We start from the raw sequence: 15,870 nt of genomic DNA, 5'->3' as shown, positions 1-15,870 counted from the left end.
CGAAAGGAGACATCACATGCGCTTTCGTGTTTTCCTCGCCGGCTTTTTCGCGGCGCTCGTCATGACGGCTTCGGGCGGGGCCTTCGCCCAATGCACGTTCGATCAATCCTCGCCGTCGGCCAACGATGTGATCCAGGACGCGCAGCCGGACATGTATCTGCAATTCATGCCGGGCATCGATCTGCAGGAGGTTCGCATCGTCGATCTGAACATGCAGGAATATGCGACGAATTGGACACCGACCGGCGAGGACGAGGTGTTCCGCACCGATTTCCGGCCCGAAAAGCCCCTGCCGCCCGGTTCCTATCTGATCGAATGGACCGGCGACCACCGCCGGGGTGGCCATATCGACAGCGGATCGGTGTACTTCACCGTGGCCGGCGGCGACACGCCCGCCGGGCAGACCAAGATCAAGCCGGCGGTAGGGTCAACAATAAGCTCCGCGCCTCGGACCGGGCCGGGCTCACTCTATCCAACATTTCTAGGAGCTGGCGCGCCGCCGCCCGGTCGCTGACCGCGAGCCGACGCGCCATCATCATCAGGGGCTGGTAGGCCGGATCGAAATCCGGGCTGATCGCCACCAGATCGAACAGGCGCGGCGCAAGGGCCGAGATCAGATCGCCCCCCGCCGGCTTTGCGAGCGCCCGCACGCCGAGCTCCAGATAAAGATCCCGCGCACGCCAATAGGCTGCGAGGCGGCGGGCGTCGTCATCACTTCCGGCGAGCAGGGATTGCGGCCCCGCCTGAAGCGCGTTCAACAGGGTGACGAGGCGCTCGCCCGGCGTTTCGCGGGCGGCATAGGCCAGACGCGGCGCTTCTGAGGCCACGAAGGGCCGGTCGTCAGTGTTCAACCGGCCCGTCCCTGCGAAGCCGCGCAATTCGGCAGGGCCCGCGACATGGAGGCCGAACAGGGACAGGCTGTCCTTCAGATCGAGCTGGGCAAGCCGCGCCCGCAGACCCGCATCCTTTACCCGTGCCTCCATCCAGCCGGCTTCGTAAGCGCGCGGCTCGACGCGACCGACCAGCGCGATCAGCGGCGTCTCCACGCTGAGCTGGGCCAGATAGGCGCTCGATTCCGGGAAGACATCGAGGAAGGTGCGGGTGATGACGCGCAGGGTCTCGATGTCGAGCTGGTGCAGCGGCAGCCATTGGGTGAACAGGCCTCCAGGCGCGAGGCGTTCGCGGATGGCGGCGAAGTGCTCCCGGGCGTAAAGCGCGCCGGCGCCATCCACCGACGGATGGTAGAGATCGGCGACGATCACGTCATAGGCCTCGCCCGGCGCCTGAACGAAGCGGCGGGCATCGGCGATGTGGATGCGAAGATCGGGGTTCTTGCCGAGCTGGGGCGCGGAGCGCTCGAACAGCGGGAAGGACTGCACGACCTCGGGGATCAGTTCGACGCCGTCCGACACGAGGCCCGGGTGATCGCCCGCGGCCGACAAGGTGGCGCCTGTGCCGAGGCCGAGGAACAGGGCGCGCTTCGGATCGGGGTGCAGCAACAGGGGAATGTGTGCCTCGCGATGATCGGACCGGATCGAGGCGCTGCCGCCCATGCGAAAATGGTTGTTGACCTGGAGATGCCGCTCGCCCGCGGCGTTGCTGATGACGCTGACGGAGGCCATCACGCCGTCGCGGTGCCAGACCATGTCTCCGCCCGGCGGCGTCCAGACGAAACGCAGCGACAGGGGCGACAGCGCCAGAGCCAGGGCCGACGCCGCGATGAGGCCGCCGGCCACGAGCGTGGGGCGGCGAAGGCCGGGCAGGACGAGAAGGTAGCCGGCGACGATAAGAGCGAAGGCCAGCTTGGTGCCGATGAGCGGGATCAGCACCGGACCGAACAGGACGGGCGCCAGCGCGGCACCGGCCATGTTGACGGCCAGTGCCGTGCCGACGCCGCCGATGCGGTTGCTGGCCGATTGGGCGAGTTGTGTAAACAAGGCGCCCATTGCGATGGTGGGCGGCAGGAAGGCCAGAGCGGCGATGCCGAATTCAGCGCCGAGTCGGCCGTTCATCGTGGCCGGGAGCGCGTCCTTCATTGCGTCGAGCAGAATGTCCGACATCGACAGGAGCACGGCTCCGCCCGCGCAGGTGAGGGCCGCGAGAGTGGCCAGCGTGCTGGTGCGGACGGCGCCGTCCCCTTTTCCGGCGAACCGGCTGTGCAGGGCCGCGCCAATGGCGGTTCCCGCGAGATAGACCGCCAGCAGAATGGCGAAGGTGTAGACGGTGTTTTCGAGGATCTGGCTGACGATGCGGATCGTCAGAACTTCATAGCCGATGCCGAGAAGGCCGGTGACGAAGAGCGGCGCGAGGACGCCCGCCTCATGGCCCGAGGACCTCACAGGAGGGAGCGGCGCGCGCGCCTCCCCCTCGCCGAACCACAAGGCACTGGCGCAGAGGAGATTGACCACCGCGCACAAAGTGAGCGTGCCGGACAGGCCGAGCGCGGGGATGATGAAGAAGGTGGTGGCGAGCGTACCGGCGACCGCGCCGATCGTGTTGGCGGCATAGACGCGGCCGACCGCGCGGCCCGGCAGATAGGCCGCGAGCACCGCTTCCAGCGCCGGCAGCGTGCCGCCCATGGCGAGTGTCGCCGGCAAGAGCACCACGAAGGGAAGCGCGAACGCGACGATCCAGCGATGGGCCGGCGCGGCGTCGACGGGCGAGAGATAGGGAACGAGATCGCCGATCAGCGGCGACAGGGGAATGAGAGCGAGCGCCCACACGCCGATGACGAGTTCGAGCACCGCGTACCAGCGAGCCGGATGGGCGCTACGGGCGATGCGGCGACCTGGCGTCAGGCTGCCGAGCGCGATGCCCGCGAACAGGGCCGAGACCACACCCAGTACGGCGATGAATTCATGGCCGAGCGAAACGGCCAGCATCTTGGTCCAAGCCACCTCATAGCCAAGGCCGGCAAAGCCGGAAAACGTCGCGATGGCGATGATGGCGAGCCGCCGGTCGGCGCCAAACGCGCGGGCCGGAACGGCGGAAATGTCGGACATGGAAAACCTGCTCTTCAACAAAACAGACCGGGAGCCAGAGGCCCCCGGTCCATCACTTCAGATCACACATCCTTGCGAAGGGGATGTGTCAGTGCGATCAGCGCAGCTGCTCGGCCATCTTGACGTTGTTCTCGACCAGCAGCGGCGGCTGGCCCTGAACGCGGATGAAGATGGGGTTGGTGTAGAACCAGAGGTCAGCCCAGGCGGCCACGTCGTAGCTGGAGATCTTGCCGCCGTTGCGCACCATCATGTGCGACGGGCAGGCCGCGTCCAGGCACGGCACGAACGGACCCTGCGACAGGTTCTCCGGGTCCCAATCGTTCAGCGGATTGCCCTGGGCATCCGTTTCGACCGGGGTGCTCGGCGGCAGGTTGGAACCGCGAACACGGATGTACTGGCTGTTCTGCACGTTCGGGATCGTGACGACCATGGTGCGCTTGTTGCCGCTTACCTGCCAGTTCGACTGGTTGAACGTGGCAAGGATGCCGGCCGACGGGTTCGTCGCATTCGTGTAATTGGCATCGGTGGGCGCGATCGGGCCCGTGATGTTGCCACGAATGAAATCGACGTGACGCAGCGTGGGCCGGTTGAGCGGCTCCTGGATACCAATCTGGGCCAGCGACGGATTGTTGAAGCTGTACGGAGAATGGTTCGGACCGGTCGGCAGGTTGACCTCGAGCGTGAGGCGAACCGTACGACCGCGCGGAACGACGAGCGTCTGGCCCATCTTGGCCGTGCCCGCCGCGCCGTAACCGACGACTTCGGCCTTGTAGGTCAGCTCACCGGTGATGAGGTCGCCCGTGGTGGAGTAGGAATTACCCCCGCGCACGCCATCGACCACGGCCTGCGGACGCAGCTGCGAGGCCGAAGCCGGACGCGGCACCCACAGCTTCTGGAACTCGCCGGGATAGAAGTCCGCGGTCGTTTCCTTTTCGTAGATGCTGAACGCACCACGATTGTGCCAGTCGGACGAGGCGTAGAAGAACCAGTTGCGGCCTTCACCCAGAAGAGCGTCCCACACGCCGCCGATCTTGGCGCCGTAGATGCCGGTGCCGCCGAACGTCGTCACGCCGACCGAATCGCAGCCCGAACCGCAGAAATTGGCGCGGTATTCGCCACGATTGTTGCTGGCCTGATGGCCCGGCTGGGTCTCGAAGCCCACGGCCACCGTCGGACCCGCATTGTTGAAGTCGCGGAAGTGCTCGACGTTGAAGCCGCGATTTCCGTTCGGATCGAACACGCCCGCGCGCTCGGTGTGTGCCGGCACGTAATAGCTGTCCAGCGGGTAGTTCTGCTGGAGCCAGCGAACGGACGGGACGGCCTTGTTGTTGTGGTTGATGACACCGGAATTGGCGCCGGACGCGTTGGCGATCTTGCCGGTCCAATTGTGCTCCGGTCCACCGCCGGAGGTGTCGGTGTCGCTGCGGTCGAAGCGGTATTCGAATTCGGCGAGGCCGCTCGCATCACCGGTGTCGCCGCCGAAATTCTGCGGGCGCTGGTTGCCGATCACGGTCATGCTGACGTGCTCGTGGCCGGGGGCGTTGGTCTCGACGCCGGCATAGAGCATGGGCGAATTCAGCTCGCGAGCGAGGCGGACGAGCTCCGGATAGACGAGGTCTTCCGTGCTCTGCCAACGCCACATGGAGCGATGGCCGCCGGAGGTGACGACATTGCCCTTGATCGGGGTGGCGGGCTCTTCGTCCAGGAACTTGCCGGCCGTGCCGTTATTGGAGCCATTGCCTTCCGGATCGTCCACACGGCAATCGCGCGGGCTGCTGCCGCCATGGTCGGCCGCGCCGAGCCATTCCAGGCCGTAGTTCTCGATCGACTTCTTGACCAGCGTCTCGACCGAGGAACGGCCGTCCGAGCAGGGCGTGTGGTTGTGGAAGTCGCCTGCCATATAGCTGTCGGCAGCAGACGGCGTGGACGAAATAGACACCGCTCCGGCTGCCGCAGCCAGGATCGATGCGCCCGTAATCAATTGATGGGCGGCGTTCTTCATGTGTACCCCCGATGAGATAGAACCCAATGGCGAGGTCACTAGCCGGGTTGTGTGACTGCCCGCTGTCAGTTCTGTGAAAGACGCCAGACAGTTAGAGCCATCGACTAAGGTAGGAGGCCGGGGCCGCTCCTCCCTCGCGCCGCCACGATGCTGCCGCACTTCGGAATGCGATTGTCATGCGCACGACATTCCACGAGCTTAGTTGACCTGCCCGGGGCGCCGGGCGGTCACGTCCGGCCTTTAGTATGGGTTGGGGAATTACGTGGTGGAATCAAAGAGTGCGCAGCCTGATGCCGGCGCGGCCGGCGCCGGGCGCGAGCAGACGCAAACGCCGCGCCGTGCCTGGTCGATCGGGCAAATGGCCCGCGAACCGCTGCTTCAGTTCCTGGTAATCGGCGCCATCATCTTCGCGGTTCATGCCGTGGTGACGCCCTCGGTCAGCGCGGAGCGCCTGATCGAGGTGACCCCGGAGATTCGCCAGTCGATCATCGACACCTTCAAGCGCGCCCATGAAGGCCGCGAGCCGGCCGAGGACGAACTCGCCGGGCTGATCGATGTATGGGTGCTGAACGAGATCACCTTCCGGGAGGCGCTGTCGCAGGGGCTCGACAAGGGCGACGAGATGATTCGCGACCGCGTCACCCACAAGATGCGCCTGCTGATCTTCAACGGCGTGGACGTGCAGGAGCCGACCCGCGAGGATCTCGAGACCTGGTACGAGAAGCACCGCGTCCGCTACGACGTGCCGGACCTCGTGAGCTTCATCGAAGTGCCCTTCACCGGCCCGGATGCCGAGGCGGAGGCCCGCCGCGTGCTGGAGGATATCAAGGCCGAGCGCGAGCCGGAAGACATCCAGAACCGCGCGCACCTGTTCGCGGAGCGCCCGCGCCTGACGCTCGTGCCCTCGTTCGGACAGGATTTCGTCGACCGGCTGGTCACGCTGGAGGTCGGCGACTGGCAGGTGATGGAATCGAAGGACGGCTGGCACATCGTGCGGCTCGACACCTTCAAGCCCGGCCGCGCGGTTCCCCTGTCGGAGGTGGATTCGCAGGTCACGCAGAGCTGGAAGGACGAGCGCCGGCGCATTCTCGCCATCGCCGCGACGCGCGACCTCGGCACCAATTACGTGATCCGCCGGTAGTGATGATGAAATCGCCTCTTCACAGGCTTCAGCGGGCGGCTCTCGCCGTGCTGGCGGTTCTCGCCGTGCTGACGACCTTTGTGCCCGCACGCGCGCATGAGGCCAGCATGGCCGTGATGACGCTGCGCGAGGTGGCCCCAGGCCGCTTCATCGGCCAGTGGACGATGCCGCCGGTCGACATGACACTTCAGCCAATCTTTCCCGAGCATTGCACCTGGGACCCGCCGCAGCTCGATTGCGGGGAACGCGGGTTCGCCGGGCGGCTGAGCTTCATGGAGCTGGGCAAAAGCCAGTCCGTGGCCACCATCCGCGTCATTCCCCGCGAGGGCGAGATGCAGGCCTACACGGTGAGCGCCGCCAAGCCGGTGGTGACGGTGGCGCAGAACCCCGGCACCAATCTCGCGGTGTGGATGGATCTGGCCGAGACCTACATCAATCTCGGCATCGACCACATCCTGCTCGGCATCGACCATCTTCTCTTCGTGCTCGGGCTGATCTGGCTGGTGGGCCGCAATTGGCAATTGGTGCGCGTCATCACCGCCTTCACCGTCGGGCACAGCCTTTCGCTGGCGGCGGCGACCTTTGGCATCGTGGGCATTCCCGAGCAACCGCTGAATGCCGCGATCGCACTCAGCATCGTGTTCGTGGGCGTCGAGATCGTGAAGCTCCAGCGGGGCGAGGCCGGCCTGACCGCGCGCTATCCGTGGAGCGTGGCCTTCGGCTTCGGGCTTCTGCACGGCATCGGCTTCGCCACCGCGCTGACGACGCTCGGCATTCCGCAGAGCACCCTTCCGATCGCGCTGCTGTTCTTCAATGTGGGCGTCGAGATCGGGCAGCTCGCTTTCGTGGCCGCGGTGCTGGTCCTGATCTGGGCACACCGGCAGACGCAATCGCTGCTGCCGCGCTGGGGCGCGGTTCTGCCGGCCTATGTGATCGGCAGCGTCGCCTCGTTCTGGTTCCTGGGCCGGCTGTAGTCCGGATTTGAGAAAGACCCTGTCGTCATGACGTTCGTGCCTTCGAAAGCGAGCCTTGCGCTCGCCCCCCTGCTCGCCGCCTTGTCGCTGACGCCCACTTTGGCCCATACCGGGGTGCACATGGCCGGTGGCCTTTCGAGCGGCTTCCTGCACCCGCTGACCGGCCCGGACCATCTGGTGGCCATGGTGGCCGTGGGTCTGTGGGGCGCGCAGCTCGGCCGCCCCGCGATCTGGGTGCTGCCCATCACCTTCCCGCTCGTCATGGCGCTCGGCGGCATCATCGGCACGTCGGGCGTCGAGCTTCCGGCGGTGGAACTCATCATCGCCTTTTCCGGCCTCGCACTTGGCGCGCTGGTGGCGCTGAATGTGCGGCCGGCGCTGGGGATCGCGGCGGCGCTCGTGGCGCTGTTCGCAATCTTCCACGGCTATGCACATGGCCGCGAACTGCCGGAAGCCGCCGATCCGGTGGCCTATGCCGTGGGCTTCGTGACCGCGACGGGCCTCCTCCATCTCGGCGGCATCCTCATCGGGGCGCTCATCACGCGGCCCGGCGGCGCGATGGCCGTGCGGGCTTGCGGCGCGTTGATCGGCTGCGTGGGCCTCTACTTCATCCTGGCGACGATGGGAGTGACGGGGTGAGACGTTTTCTCCGACTCGCGGCCATTGCGGGCCTGCTCATCGGCCTGCCGGGAACCGCGCACGCCCATCTCGTGGATACGCGCCTTGGCGATTTCTACGGCGGCGCGCTGCATCCCCTGACGGATCTCCAGCAGATACTGCCCTGGATCGCGCTGGCGGCGCTCTCGGCCTTTCAGGGGCCGAAACGCGCGCGCTGGGTGATACTCGCCTTTCCGCTGGCGCTGCTGGCCGGATGCGTCGCCGCGCTCGTTCTGCCGAAACCGCCCTTCATGGCGGTGTTCGACCTGTCGCTCGTGGCGCTGACGGGCCTTGCGCTGGCGGCGGCGATCTCGCTTCCCCTGCCCGCGCTGCTCGTCCTGACGATCGCGACAGGCATCTTGCACGGCTATGAGAACGCGGACGCCATGACGGGCGACACCGACCGCCTGCTGTTCTTTTCCGGCGTGGCGATAACCGGCTATGCGGCGGTGACGCTGCTGACGGCAGTAGCTACGGCCTTCCTGCGGGGAAGCGGGGATTGGCGGCCCATCGCCCTGCGGGCCAGCGGAAGCTGGGTGGCGGCCGTAGGCATCATGGTGCTGGGCCTGCAATTCGCTATGCCGGCCGCAAGCTGACCGCTGATTTATCGCGATGAGTGCCCGGACGGCCGCCGAAAGGTGGCCGTTTTGCTTTGCGCTGAAGGGTGCTGTCTTGCAGGTGGCGATCGAGCTTCGGCCTGCCCTGCCAGATTGTGCCCACCGGGCGCGCTCTCCACGATGCCAAGGCCCGCATCGCGGCATAGGGTTTCGGCGGCGTCCATATTCTGACCTTGGACGCTGCGGGTCGAACGAAAAAAGCCCCGGTTTCGGAAACCGGGGCTTTCGAGGCCAGGATGGATGAGCCGACCCCCATACCGGGCCGGCTCGTTCCCCTTGGCTCAGAAGTGGAAGTTGATGCCGCCCTTGACGACATGCAGCTGATCTTCGATCTCGCCGGCGGCGGTGAAGGTGCCAAAGCCGTCGAAGAACTCGAAGTCCACATCGTCTTCGAACTTGATGTAATTGTACTCGATCTTGGCCGAGACATTGCGGCTGAAGGCGAATTCGAGACCGCCGCCGACCGTCCAGCCGATGCGGGTGTCTTCGAAGGTCTCGGTGGCGACGCCACCGTCAACAGCGCCGGCGGTGTATTCGGCCAGACCGAAGGCAGCGCCGCCCTTGACGAAGACCAAAGCGCGATCGAACGCGACGCCGGCGCGGCCGGTGACGGTTCCGAGGGCCTTGTATTCGGTGGTGCAGGAATCATCCAGCGCGAGGCAGGCATCGGCGAACTCGCCGGCGACGGTGCCGTCGCCGCTGATGTCGGCCCAGGTGCCTTCGGCTTCGATACCGAACACGAAATTGTTGACCTGCGTGTTGAAACCGAGCGTAAGGCCGACCAGGCCGCCGTCGATGTCATATTCCGGGCTCTCGACGGCATCGCCGAAACCCGAAACGAAATCGTTGAACGTGCTGTCGCCCGTGGCGAAGCCGCCATGGACACCGGCGTAGAAGCCGCTCCAGTTGAATGCCTCGGCCTCGACGACCGGCGCCAAAGGTGCTTCCACCATGACCGGCAGATCAGCGGCCTGAGCCGCGCCGACGGACATGATCGCCAGCAGAACATTGGTAAGGATCAAACGCTTGTGCATCTCGCACCCCCTTTTTTAAACCCGGGGCGTTGATACCGAAACAATGTGTCATCTACTGCATCCATTTTACCACAATGGAGCCTTCCAAAACCGTCATCATATTGACAAATAAGGATTATATAGCCTCGCCTATTGTCCGGAAGTGCGCGCTCCGCCGATTTGCGGCGGCGATGTCGATCCCCTGTTTTGCCGGCGTCAAAGAGGACCGGCATAGACCTCGGTGGATTGCAGGCGCGCGACGTCCTCACGCGGCGGCGCGCCGAACAGACGGCGATATTCGCGGCTGAACTGGGACGGGCTGTCATAGCCGACCGCGAACCCCGCCGCGCCTGCGCTCGTACCGTCCGCCAGCATCAGCCGCCGCGCCTCCTGAAGACGCAATTGCTTCTGATATTCCAGCGGCGTCATGCGCGTGATCGCCTTGAAATGGGCGTGGAGCGATGACGAACTCATGCCCGCCGAGGCGGCGATCTCCTCGATCCGAAGCTGCGTGTTGAAGCCATTGCGGATGGTCGCAATGGCGCGGCTGACCTGGTTCAGATGGCTGTCGGCCGATGCCATGCTGCGCAGCACCGGACCGTGCGGCCCGGTCAGCAGACGGTAGAAGATCTCGCGCTCGATCAGGGGCGCGAGCACGGGGATGCTCTCCGGACGATCGAGCAGCCTGACGAGACGGCACGCGGCATCAATCAGATCGGGATCGCCGGGATAGACCGCGAGCACCGGCAGATCGCCGATCGGGGCCCCGCGCGGCTCGGCCACCAGCAGATCGGCGAGCGTCGAGAAATCGAGATCGATCTTGCAGCAAAGATAAGGCGCGTCCGGGCTCGCCTCCCGCACATGGCCGACCAGCGGCAGGTCGACCGAGACGAGGAGATAGCTTGACGCATCATAGACAACGCTGTGATCGCCGAGCGAGACGCGCTTCGACCCCTGGGCGATCAGGCAAAGCGAGGCCTCATACACCGCCGGCACCGGCGTGCTGGGCTGGTCGGCCCGAATGAGCGACAGACGCGGAACCGCATTGCCCGCCAGGCCTTCGGCCGGCCCGTGGCGGAGGATGAGCTGCGCCAGCTCGGCTATCTTCTCCATGCCGCCTTGATCCACGAAGGCACGCGCTATCGCAAGCCTCGCCTATCCGATTTGGAGGATCGTGCAATCTCTTCGGCCGATCGCGCTACCGCCCGGATGCGCCGCGAGACCATGCTGAGCCCCGTCATCCAGACCAAAAGGAACTTATCATGGCAGGGATCAGCGAGAAGGTCGTGCTCATCACAGGCGCGTCGAGCGGGATCGGCGAGGCAAGCGTGCGCGAGCTCGCCGCGGCGGGCGCACGCCTGTTCATCGGCGCGCGGCGCGGCGAACGGCTGAAGGCGCTCGCGGACGAACTCGGCGAACGGGTCGCCTGGCGCGAACTCGACGTGACCGACGCGGCGAGCTTCGACGCCTTCGCCCATGCCGCGGAGGCGCGGTTCGGACGAATCGACGTGCTCGTCAACAATGCCGGCGTGATGCCGCTGTCACCTCTGAGCGCGCTGAAGCGCGACGAGTGGAAGCGGATGATCGACGTCAATATTCATGGCGTGCTGAACGGGATCGGCGCGGTGTTGCCGCGCTTCATCGCGCAGCGCAGCGGGCATGTCGTGAACGTCGCCTCGGTCGGCGCGCACCTCGTGCTGCCGACGGCTGCTGTCTATTGCGGCACGAAATACGCCGTGTGGGCGATCACCGAAGGGTTGCGGCAGGAGCACGACGATATCCGCTCCACCATCATCTCGCCCGGCGTGACCGCGACCGAACTGGGCGACGACATCAGCGACCCGGCGGTGGCGGCGGCCCTGAAGGAATGGCGGCAGAAATCGCTCTCGCCCGACGCGATCGCCCGCGCGATCCGTTATGCGCTCGAACAGCCCGAGGGCGTCGATATCAACGAGGTGATCGTGCGGCCGACCGCCGCCAATATGTAGGCCTGTTCCCTCCGACGGAACGGCAAGCCCGACGTGTGATATCCGGCAGGCGTCTGAAACGCCTGCCGGGGATCGGATCAGCTTGCCGCGGCGGCGTCCATCCAGTCCTTGTGGCGGCTTTCATCGGCATAGGCCCTCTGGAAAAAGGCCCTCGCCTCCGCCGATGCGGCCTCGTTCTTCGCCGCGTGATCGTAGGCCATCTTGGTTTCGATCTCGTTCGTGGACATCGCCTTGAGAATTGTCCGATCGCCGATCAGGGCCGCAAGGGCGACCTTGCCCGTGGTCAGATATTCCTTGAGATCGCCCTCCTGCGGGGCCTCGACACCGAGACTGGCCGCCAGGCGAGTGAGCTCGGCGACATGGCTGTCATGGTCAGCCTTGAATTCGGCGACCTTTGCCTTGGAGGCCGGATCCTCAAGTTTATCGATGGTGGATTGATAGGCGGCGATCGCGTCGTGCTCGAGGATGAGAAGGTTCTGCACGAGCTTCTCAAAGGTCGATTCCGTTCCGACTGTCGTAACCATTGTTCCTCCTTCAGGTCTCGCAAACGCAATGCCCGCCGCGAGAAAGCGTTCCGCTTTGCCTCAAGCCGCACGCTTCGCCCGATGAGCCTCGATGCACATGCGGGCAGGCGGACGCGCTCGCCCCGACAAACCGCGCATCCGCACGCCGCGACGACGGAATCAGGCAGGCATGGGAGATTGCTGTGAATGGAGTGCGGAAGGGAGGCTGAAGCCTCAGACCTTTAACCGCTGTGATTGCGAGGAGATAAATGGCGCGCCGCACCGGGTGATGAAGAGAACTATGTCTCCTCCATAGCCCTCTAAGGCCCTCCTTTTTTGCAAAAGGGGCGGCTCAATCCCCTCGAATACGGCCTCGCCCCCGGCAACTGGACGATCATGCTTGCCGGCATCAGCAATTAGGCTGGCCGTGACGGTATGGACGTGTGGGACTCACGTTGGGGGATCGTCGTCACGGTCTTCATCTAAACGGCGGGAGGGGGCCGGAGGAGACCGGCCGCTATTAGCACCAGAACACGAAAAGCGGACATTGTCATCGGCTGCCCCCAACGTCCCGAGGTGACCCTTCTCAGACTTCTGGAATGTCTGCTCCCAGACCGAAGGCGGGTTACGCAACTGTTGATACTGGCTAGTAATGAGTGGTCAGCACAACCTAGGTGGTAAGCGAACTCGCCAAGCAGAGGTTAGGCGTGAAATAGCCCCGGAAAGCTCCGGACACGATCTCTCTCTTGGATAAGAGTTAGGAGTAGTGTCGTGTCTATGACTGGTAGCAATCCGACAATTGAGGTCCTGAACGGGCCGGAGCGCCGACGGCGATGGACGACGGCTGAGAAGCTGGCGATGGTCGATGAGACCTATGCGCCGGACGTGACGGTGAGCCTGGTGGCGCGGCGCAATGGCGTTCAGCCCAATCAGCTCTTCCACTGGCGCAAGCTCGCGGCTCAGGGTGCACTGACGGCGACGGCCGCCGAGAGCGAAGTCGTGGCAGCGTCCGAGTATCGCGCGCTCCAGAACCAGGTGCGCGAGTTGCAGCGTCTGCTCGGCAAGAAGACGATGGAGACCGAGATCCTGAAGGACGCGCTTGAATTGGCGGCGGGCTCAAAAAAACAAATGTTGCGGTCGCTGTCGTGGCCGAAGGATGGTTCGCGATGAAGGCGGTTTGCGAGACGCTTGGCGTCGCTCGGTCCAACATCGCCGAACGTTTAAAGGGGCGCGGATCGGGCCGACGCGGCCGTCCTCCAGAGCCCGATGGCGAATTGGTCGCCGGGATCAAGGAGGTCATCAAAGACCTGCCGACTTATGGCTACCGGCGGGTTCACGCCGTGCTGCGCAGGAAGGCACGCGCCGCGGGAACGCCGGTGCCCAACCACAAGCGGGTCTACCGTGTCATGAAGCTGCATGGCCTGCTGCTGGCCTGTCATGCGGGAGGTCATGAAGAGCGCCGTCATGACGGCCGCGTCGCCGTCGACCGCTCAAACCTGCGTTGGTGTTCCGACGGCTTCGAGATCGGTTGTGACAATGGCGAGAAGGTGCGTGTCGCCTTCGCGCTCGATTGTTGCGACCGCGAGGCCATCGCCCATGTCGCCACAACAGAGGGTATCAAGGGCAAAGACGTGCGCGATCTCATCATCACCGCCGTCGAAAGCCGCTTTGGTCAGATCAACCGCTTGTCCGAAACGATCGAATGGCTCAGCGATAACGGATCGGGATACATTGCTCACGAGACCAGAACGATGGCCCGCGACATAGGGCTGGAGCCGAGGACGACGCCGGTCCGCAGCCCGCAGTCGAACGGAATGGCCGAGGCATTCGTCAAGACGATGAAACGCGACTACGTCCGCGTCTCGCCGCTACCCGACGCCAGAACCGTGATGAAAACGCTGCCTTTGTGGATCGAACACTACAACAGCCTTCATCCGCACAAGGCACTCGGCTATCGTTCTCCCCGCGAGTTCATCGCAGATCAAACCCAACCCTGATCGTGTCCGATCATTCGGGGGCAACAACAAGGCGAGTACTCGCCACAGCTCAGTGCCGCAACGCCGGCGTGCTGCAATCTGGTCGGCCAGACGGTGACCTGATTGGCGGCCATGCCATCAGCATACACCAGCGCCGCCAGCCGCACCAACGATCTCCGCCGATAACGGGATAAGTTCATGCAGCAACCGTCAGTCCGCAATGCCGACATAGAGCCCGCGCACTGCGGAGGACCGACCAACGATGGCAAGTATGATGCCGGTATAGGGATGTCGGGAGCGCCTAAGTATGTCCTGTATGCTTAGGAAATCATCTTGTGAAGGCAATGGAAACGGTTCGGGATGAGTGTGCCAGTCGCCCACGTAGTGCAGGCGACGCTGGTAGAGCCTATAGATCTCCGGTCGTTCCAAGCACCGGCTGGGATGAAAAGGGCACAATGTTCCTTGACGACAAAGGTATGGTACGATACCGTACCGATTTGATTTTACGACCTTAACGGAGGATTGAGGCGCAGAATGGAAGCTTACAGAACGAGGAGAGGTGCCGAGCGACTCTGCGCACTGCGACAGACGGCCGCTAACATGTTCCTCGAACAGGGCTACGAGGCCGTCTCGCTGGATACGCTGATCGCCAGCGTGGGCGGCTCACGCCGCAATATCTACGACTATTTCGGCGGTAAGGAAGGTCTTTTCATTGAAGCGGTGACGGAGTGCTGCGCCGAACTCGCGGCTCCCCTGGAGCGGCTCGACATCCATGGCTCCGATCCGCGAGACGCGCTGGTCCTGTTCGGCCGCAAGACGCTGGAGACCGTGGTGCAGCCCCGCACCCTCGCGCTGCATCGACTGATGATCGCCGAGGGGCAGCGGTTTCCCGAACTGTCGCGCTCGATCTGGCATGCTGGGCATGACAGTGCGACGCTGCTGCTTTCCCGCTGGTTCGAGGACAGGCAGCACGACGGACAGTTTCGGGCGGATATGCCCGCCGCGACGCTGGCCGCCCAATACATCAGCCTGGCCGTGACCACACCGCAGTTGCGCTGTTTGGTCGGCGTGGGCGCGCCTTTAAGACCCGCCGAAATCTCGAAAATCGTCGATAACGCCGTCACCGTGTTCCTTGATGGCGCGCTGACCAGAAAGGACTGAATTCCGCATGCCTGGACTCAACTGGCCGTTAATCCTTCGATGGTTGTTTGCCGCCTTCTTCGTCTTCGGGGGCTTTGGGAACATTTTCGCTTCCGGGGCCATCCTCGCCGACTATGCACGGTGGGGATATCCCGGCTGGTTCCACTATGTCACCGGCTTGCTCGAACTTTCGGTCGCCGGACTTGTGATCGTGTGGCCGCGTAACGTGTATGGCCCGATTCTCGGCGGCCTTGTGATGCTCGCCGCCGCGGGTACAGTCATCCTGCATGGCGAATATTCGCATGCGATCGCGCCTCTGATCGTGTTCGGCTTCTGTCTTCTCGTTTCCTGGCTGACGGCCCGCCCGCGCGCGGGCGCGCGGGCTTGAGAGCCGGTGCAGCGCCATTCGCATGGATGCGGTCGAAACTCGTTCTTTCCGTGGTTACGTGCCGCTGGAGGCGCGCGACACCGATGAACGATCCGTATCTTGGCGTCGAGAGACGGCATCAAACTGGTGTTCACCGAGGTGCAGATGCCGAGAAGATGGATGGCATCAAGCTCGCCCTCCATGTCGGCTATCTCGCGCGGTGCAAGCCGCCCACGCCGACGCCATTGCCGCCAGCGCAGAGGACATCCATCCACTTGGCCCCGCAACACAGGACGATCCGCGCTACTACGCTTCTCAGGCGCGGGGCCTGGCTGGGTACAGCCTCTAATTCCTGTTCAAGAGCTGGCAACATTGAAGTTCCAGGTCCCGAACGAAGCGCACATCGTTCAACAAGGGCTTCGGCGACCTGCTGGTAAAGATGCTTAGTTAGTGCCGCCGATACCGCTAACGCCGCCTTCTCCTGATCCTG

At 64.4% G+C, this 15,870-nt stretch carries 15 protein-coding genes; 9 read left to right on the top strand and 6 right to left on the bottom strand.

The genetic code is table 11. The features are described 5' to 3' along the window. Nucleotides 1-16 precede the first annotated feature (16 nt). Nucleotides 17-514, top strand: coding sequence for a copper resistance protein CopC (locus tag ACQ6S1_RS12110; protein ID WP_445041470.1), 498 nt, complete (start codon nt 17-19; stop codon nt 512-514). Here ACQ6S1_RS12110 and ACQ6S1_RS12105 read toward each other — a convergent pair. Next, nucleotides 411-3,002 carry a spermine/spermidine synthase domain-containing protein gene (locus tag ACQ6S1_RS12105; protein WP_445041469.1) on the bottom strand — a complete coding sequence of 864 codons (2,592 nt, stop codon included), beginning with the start codon at nt 3,000-3,002 and terminating at the stop codon, nt 411-413. The two genes, ACQ6S1_RS12110 and ACQ6S1_RS12105, sit on opposite strands and share 104 nt — an antisense overlap. A 97-nt stretch (nt 3,003-3,099) precedes the next feature. Further along, a complete protein-coding gene (locus tag ACQ6S1_RS12100; RefSeq protein ID WP_445041468.1) occupies nt 3,100-5,004 on the bottom strand; it encodes a hypothetical protein in 1,905 nt (634 codons plus the stop codon). Between the two features lie 265 nt (nt 5,005-5,269). Between ACQ6S1_RS12100 and ACQ6S1_RS12095 the strand changes: the two genes are divergently transcribed. From ACQ6S1_RS12095 to ACQ6S1_RS12080, 4 genes are read left to right on the top strand one after another with little or no spacing between them, the layout of a single operon-like run. Next, nucleotides 5,270-6,145: a peptidylprolyl isomerase gene (locus tag ACQ6S1_RS12095; RefSeq protein ID WP_445041467.1), complete on the top strand. Its 876-nt coding sequence runs from the start codon at nt 5,270-5,272 to the stop codon at nt 6,143-6,145. Between the two features lie 2 nt (nt 6,146-6,147). Further along, nucleotides 6,148-7,119 carry a HupE/UreJ family protein gene (locus ACQ6S1_RS12090; protein WP_445041466.1) on the top strand — a complete coding sequence of 324 codons (972 nt, stop codon included), beginning with the start codon at nt 6,148-6,150 and terminating at the stop codon, nt 7,117-7,119. Between the two features lie 27 nt (nt 7,120-7,146). Next, on the top strand, nt 7,147-7,758 hold the full coding sequence (locus ACQ6S1_RS12085) for a HupE/UreJ family protein (protein WP_445041465.1): 612 nt from the start codon (nt 7,147-7,149) through the stop codon (nt 7,756-7,758). Then, nucleotides 7,755-8,372 carry a HupE/UreJ family protein gene (locus tag ACQ6S1_RS12080; RefSeq protein WP_445041464.1) on the top strand — a complete coding sequence of 206 codons (618 nt, stop codon included), beginning with the start codon at nt 7,755-7,757 and terminating at the stop codon, nt 8,370-8,372. Before ACQ6S1_RS12085 ends, ACQ6S1_RS12080 begins: the two co-directional genes overlap by 4 nt. A 302-nt stretch (nt 8,373-8,674) precedes the next feature. Here ACQ6S1_RS12080 and ACQ6S1_RS12075 read toward each other — a convergent pair whose 3' ends face one another. Continuing rightward, nucleotides 8,675-9,427 (bottom strand): outer membrane protein, encoded by a 753-nt coding sequence (locus tag ACQ6S1_RS12075; RefSeq protein ID WP_445041463.1) that lies wholly within the window; start codon nt 9,425-9,427, stop codon nt 8,675-8,677. A gap of 195 nt (nt 9,428-9,622) precedes the next feature. After that, nucleotides 9,623-10,519: an AraC family transcriptional regulator gene (locus ACQ6S1_RS12070; RefSeq protein WP_445041462.1), complete on the bottom strand. Its 897-nt coding sequence runs from the start codon at nt 10,517-10,519 to the stop codon at nt 9,623-9,625. A 149-nt stretch (nt 10,520-10,668) separates the two neighbouring features. On the opposite strand from ACQ6S1_RS12070, the gene ACQ6S1_RS12065 reads away from it, so the two are divergent. Then, a complete protein-coding gene (locus ACQ6S1_RS12065; RefSeq protein ID WP_445041461.1) occupies nt 10,669-11,394 on the top strand; it encodes an SDR family oxidoreductase in 726 nt (241 codons plus the stop codon). Between the two features lie 77 nt (nt 11,395-11,471). On the opposite strand, the gene ACQ6S1_RS12060 is transcribed toward ACQ6S1_RS12065, so the two are convergent. Next, nucleotides 11,472-11,918 (bottom strand): DUF2383 domain-containing protein, encoded by a 447-nt coding sequence (locus ACQ6S1_RS12060; protein WP_445041460.1) that lies wholly within the window; start codon nt 11,916-11,918, stop codon nt 11,472-11,474. A 756-nt stretch (nt 11,919-12,674) separates the two neighbouring features. On the opposite strand from ACQ6S1_RS12060, the gene ACQ6S1_RS12055 reads away from it, so the two are divergent. Beyond that, nucleotides 12,675-13,894 (top strand): IS3 family transposase gene (locus ACQ6S1_RS12055; RefSeq protein WP_445042013.1). Its coding sequence is split into 2 segments (ribosomal slippage): nt 12,675-13,014 and nt 13,014-13,894, totalling 1,221 coding nucleotides; the frame shifts between segments, so codons are not numbered across the junction. A gap of 189 nt (nt 13,895-14,083) precedes the next feature. Here ACQ6S1_RS12055 and ACQ6S1_RS12050 read toward each other — a convergent pair. Continuing rightward, a complete protein-coding gene (locus ACQ6S1_RS12050) occupies nt 14,084-14,359 on the bottom strand; it encodes a Mov34/MPN/PAD-1 family protein (RefSeq protein ID WP_445042012.1) in 276 nt (91 codons plus the stop codon). Between the two features lie 48 nt (nt 14,360-14,407). Here ACQ6S1_RS12050 and ACQ6S1_RS12045 point away from each other — a divergent pair, with 48 nt between their 5' ends. Together ACQ6S1_RS12045 and ACQ6S1_RS12040 are read left to right on the top strand one after the other, a co-directional pair. After that, the gene (locus ACQ6S1_RS12045; RefSeq protein WP_445041459.1) at nt 14,408-15,034 is read left to right on the top strand and encodes a TetR/AcrR family transcriptional regulator; all 627 of its coding nucleotides are present in this window, start codon (nt 14,408-14,410) and stop codon (nt 15,032-15,034) included. Between the two features lie 7 nt (nt 15,035-15,041). Next, nucleotides 15,042-15,401 carry a DoxX family protein gene (locus tag ACQ6S1_RS12040; protein ID WP_445041458.1) on the top strand — a complete coding sequence of 120 codons (360 nt, stop codon included), beginning with the start codon at nt 15,042-15,044 and terminating at the stop codon, nt 15,399-15,401. Nucleotides 15,402-15,870 lie beyond the last annotated feature (469 nt).

It is taken from the genome of Terrihabitans aquatilis (assembly GCF_052542005.1).
This window is presented reverse-complemented; position numbering and strand designations above follow the sequence as displayed.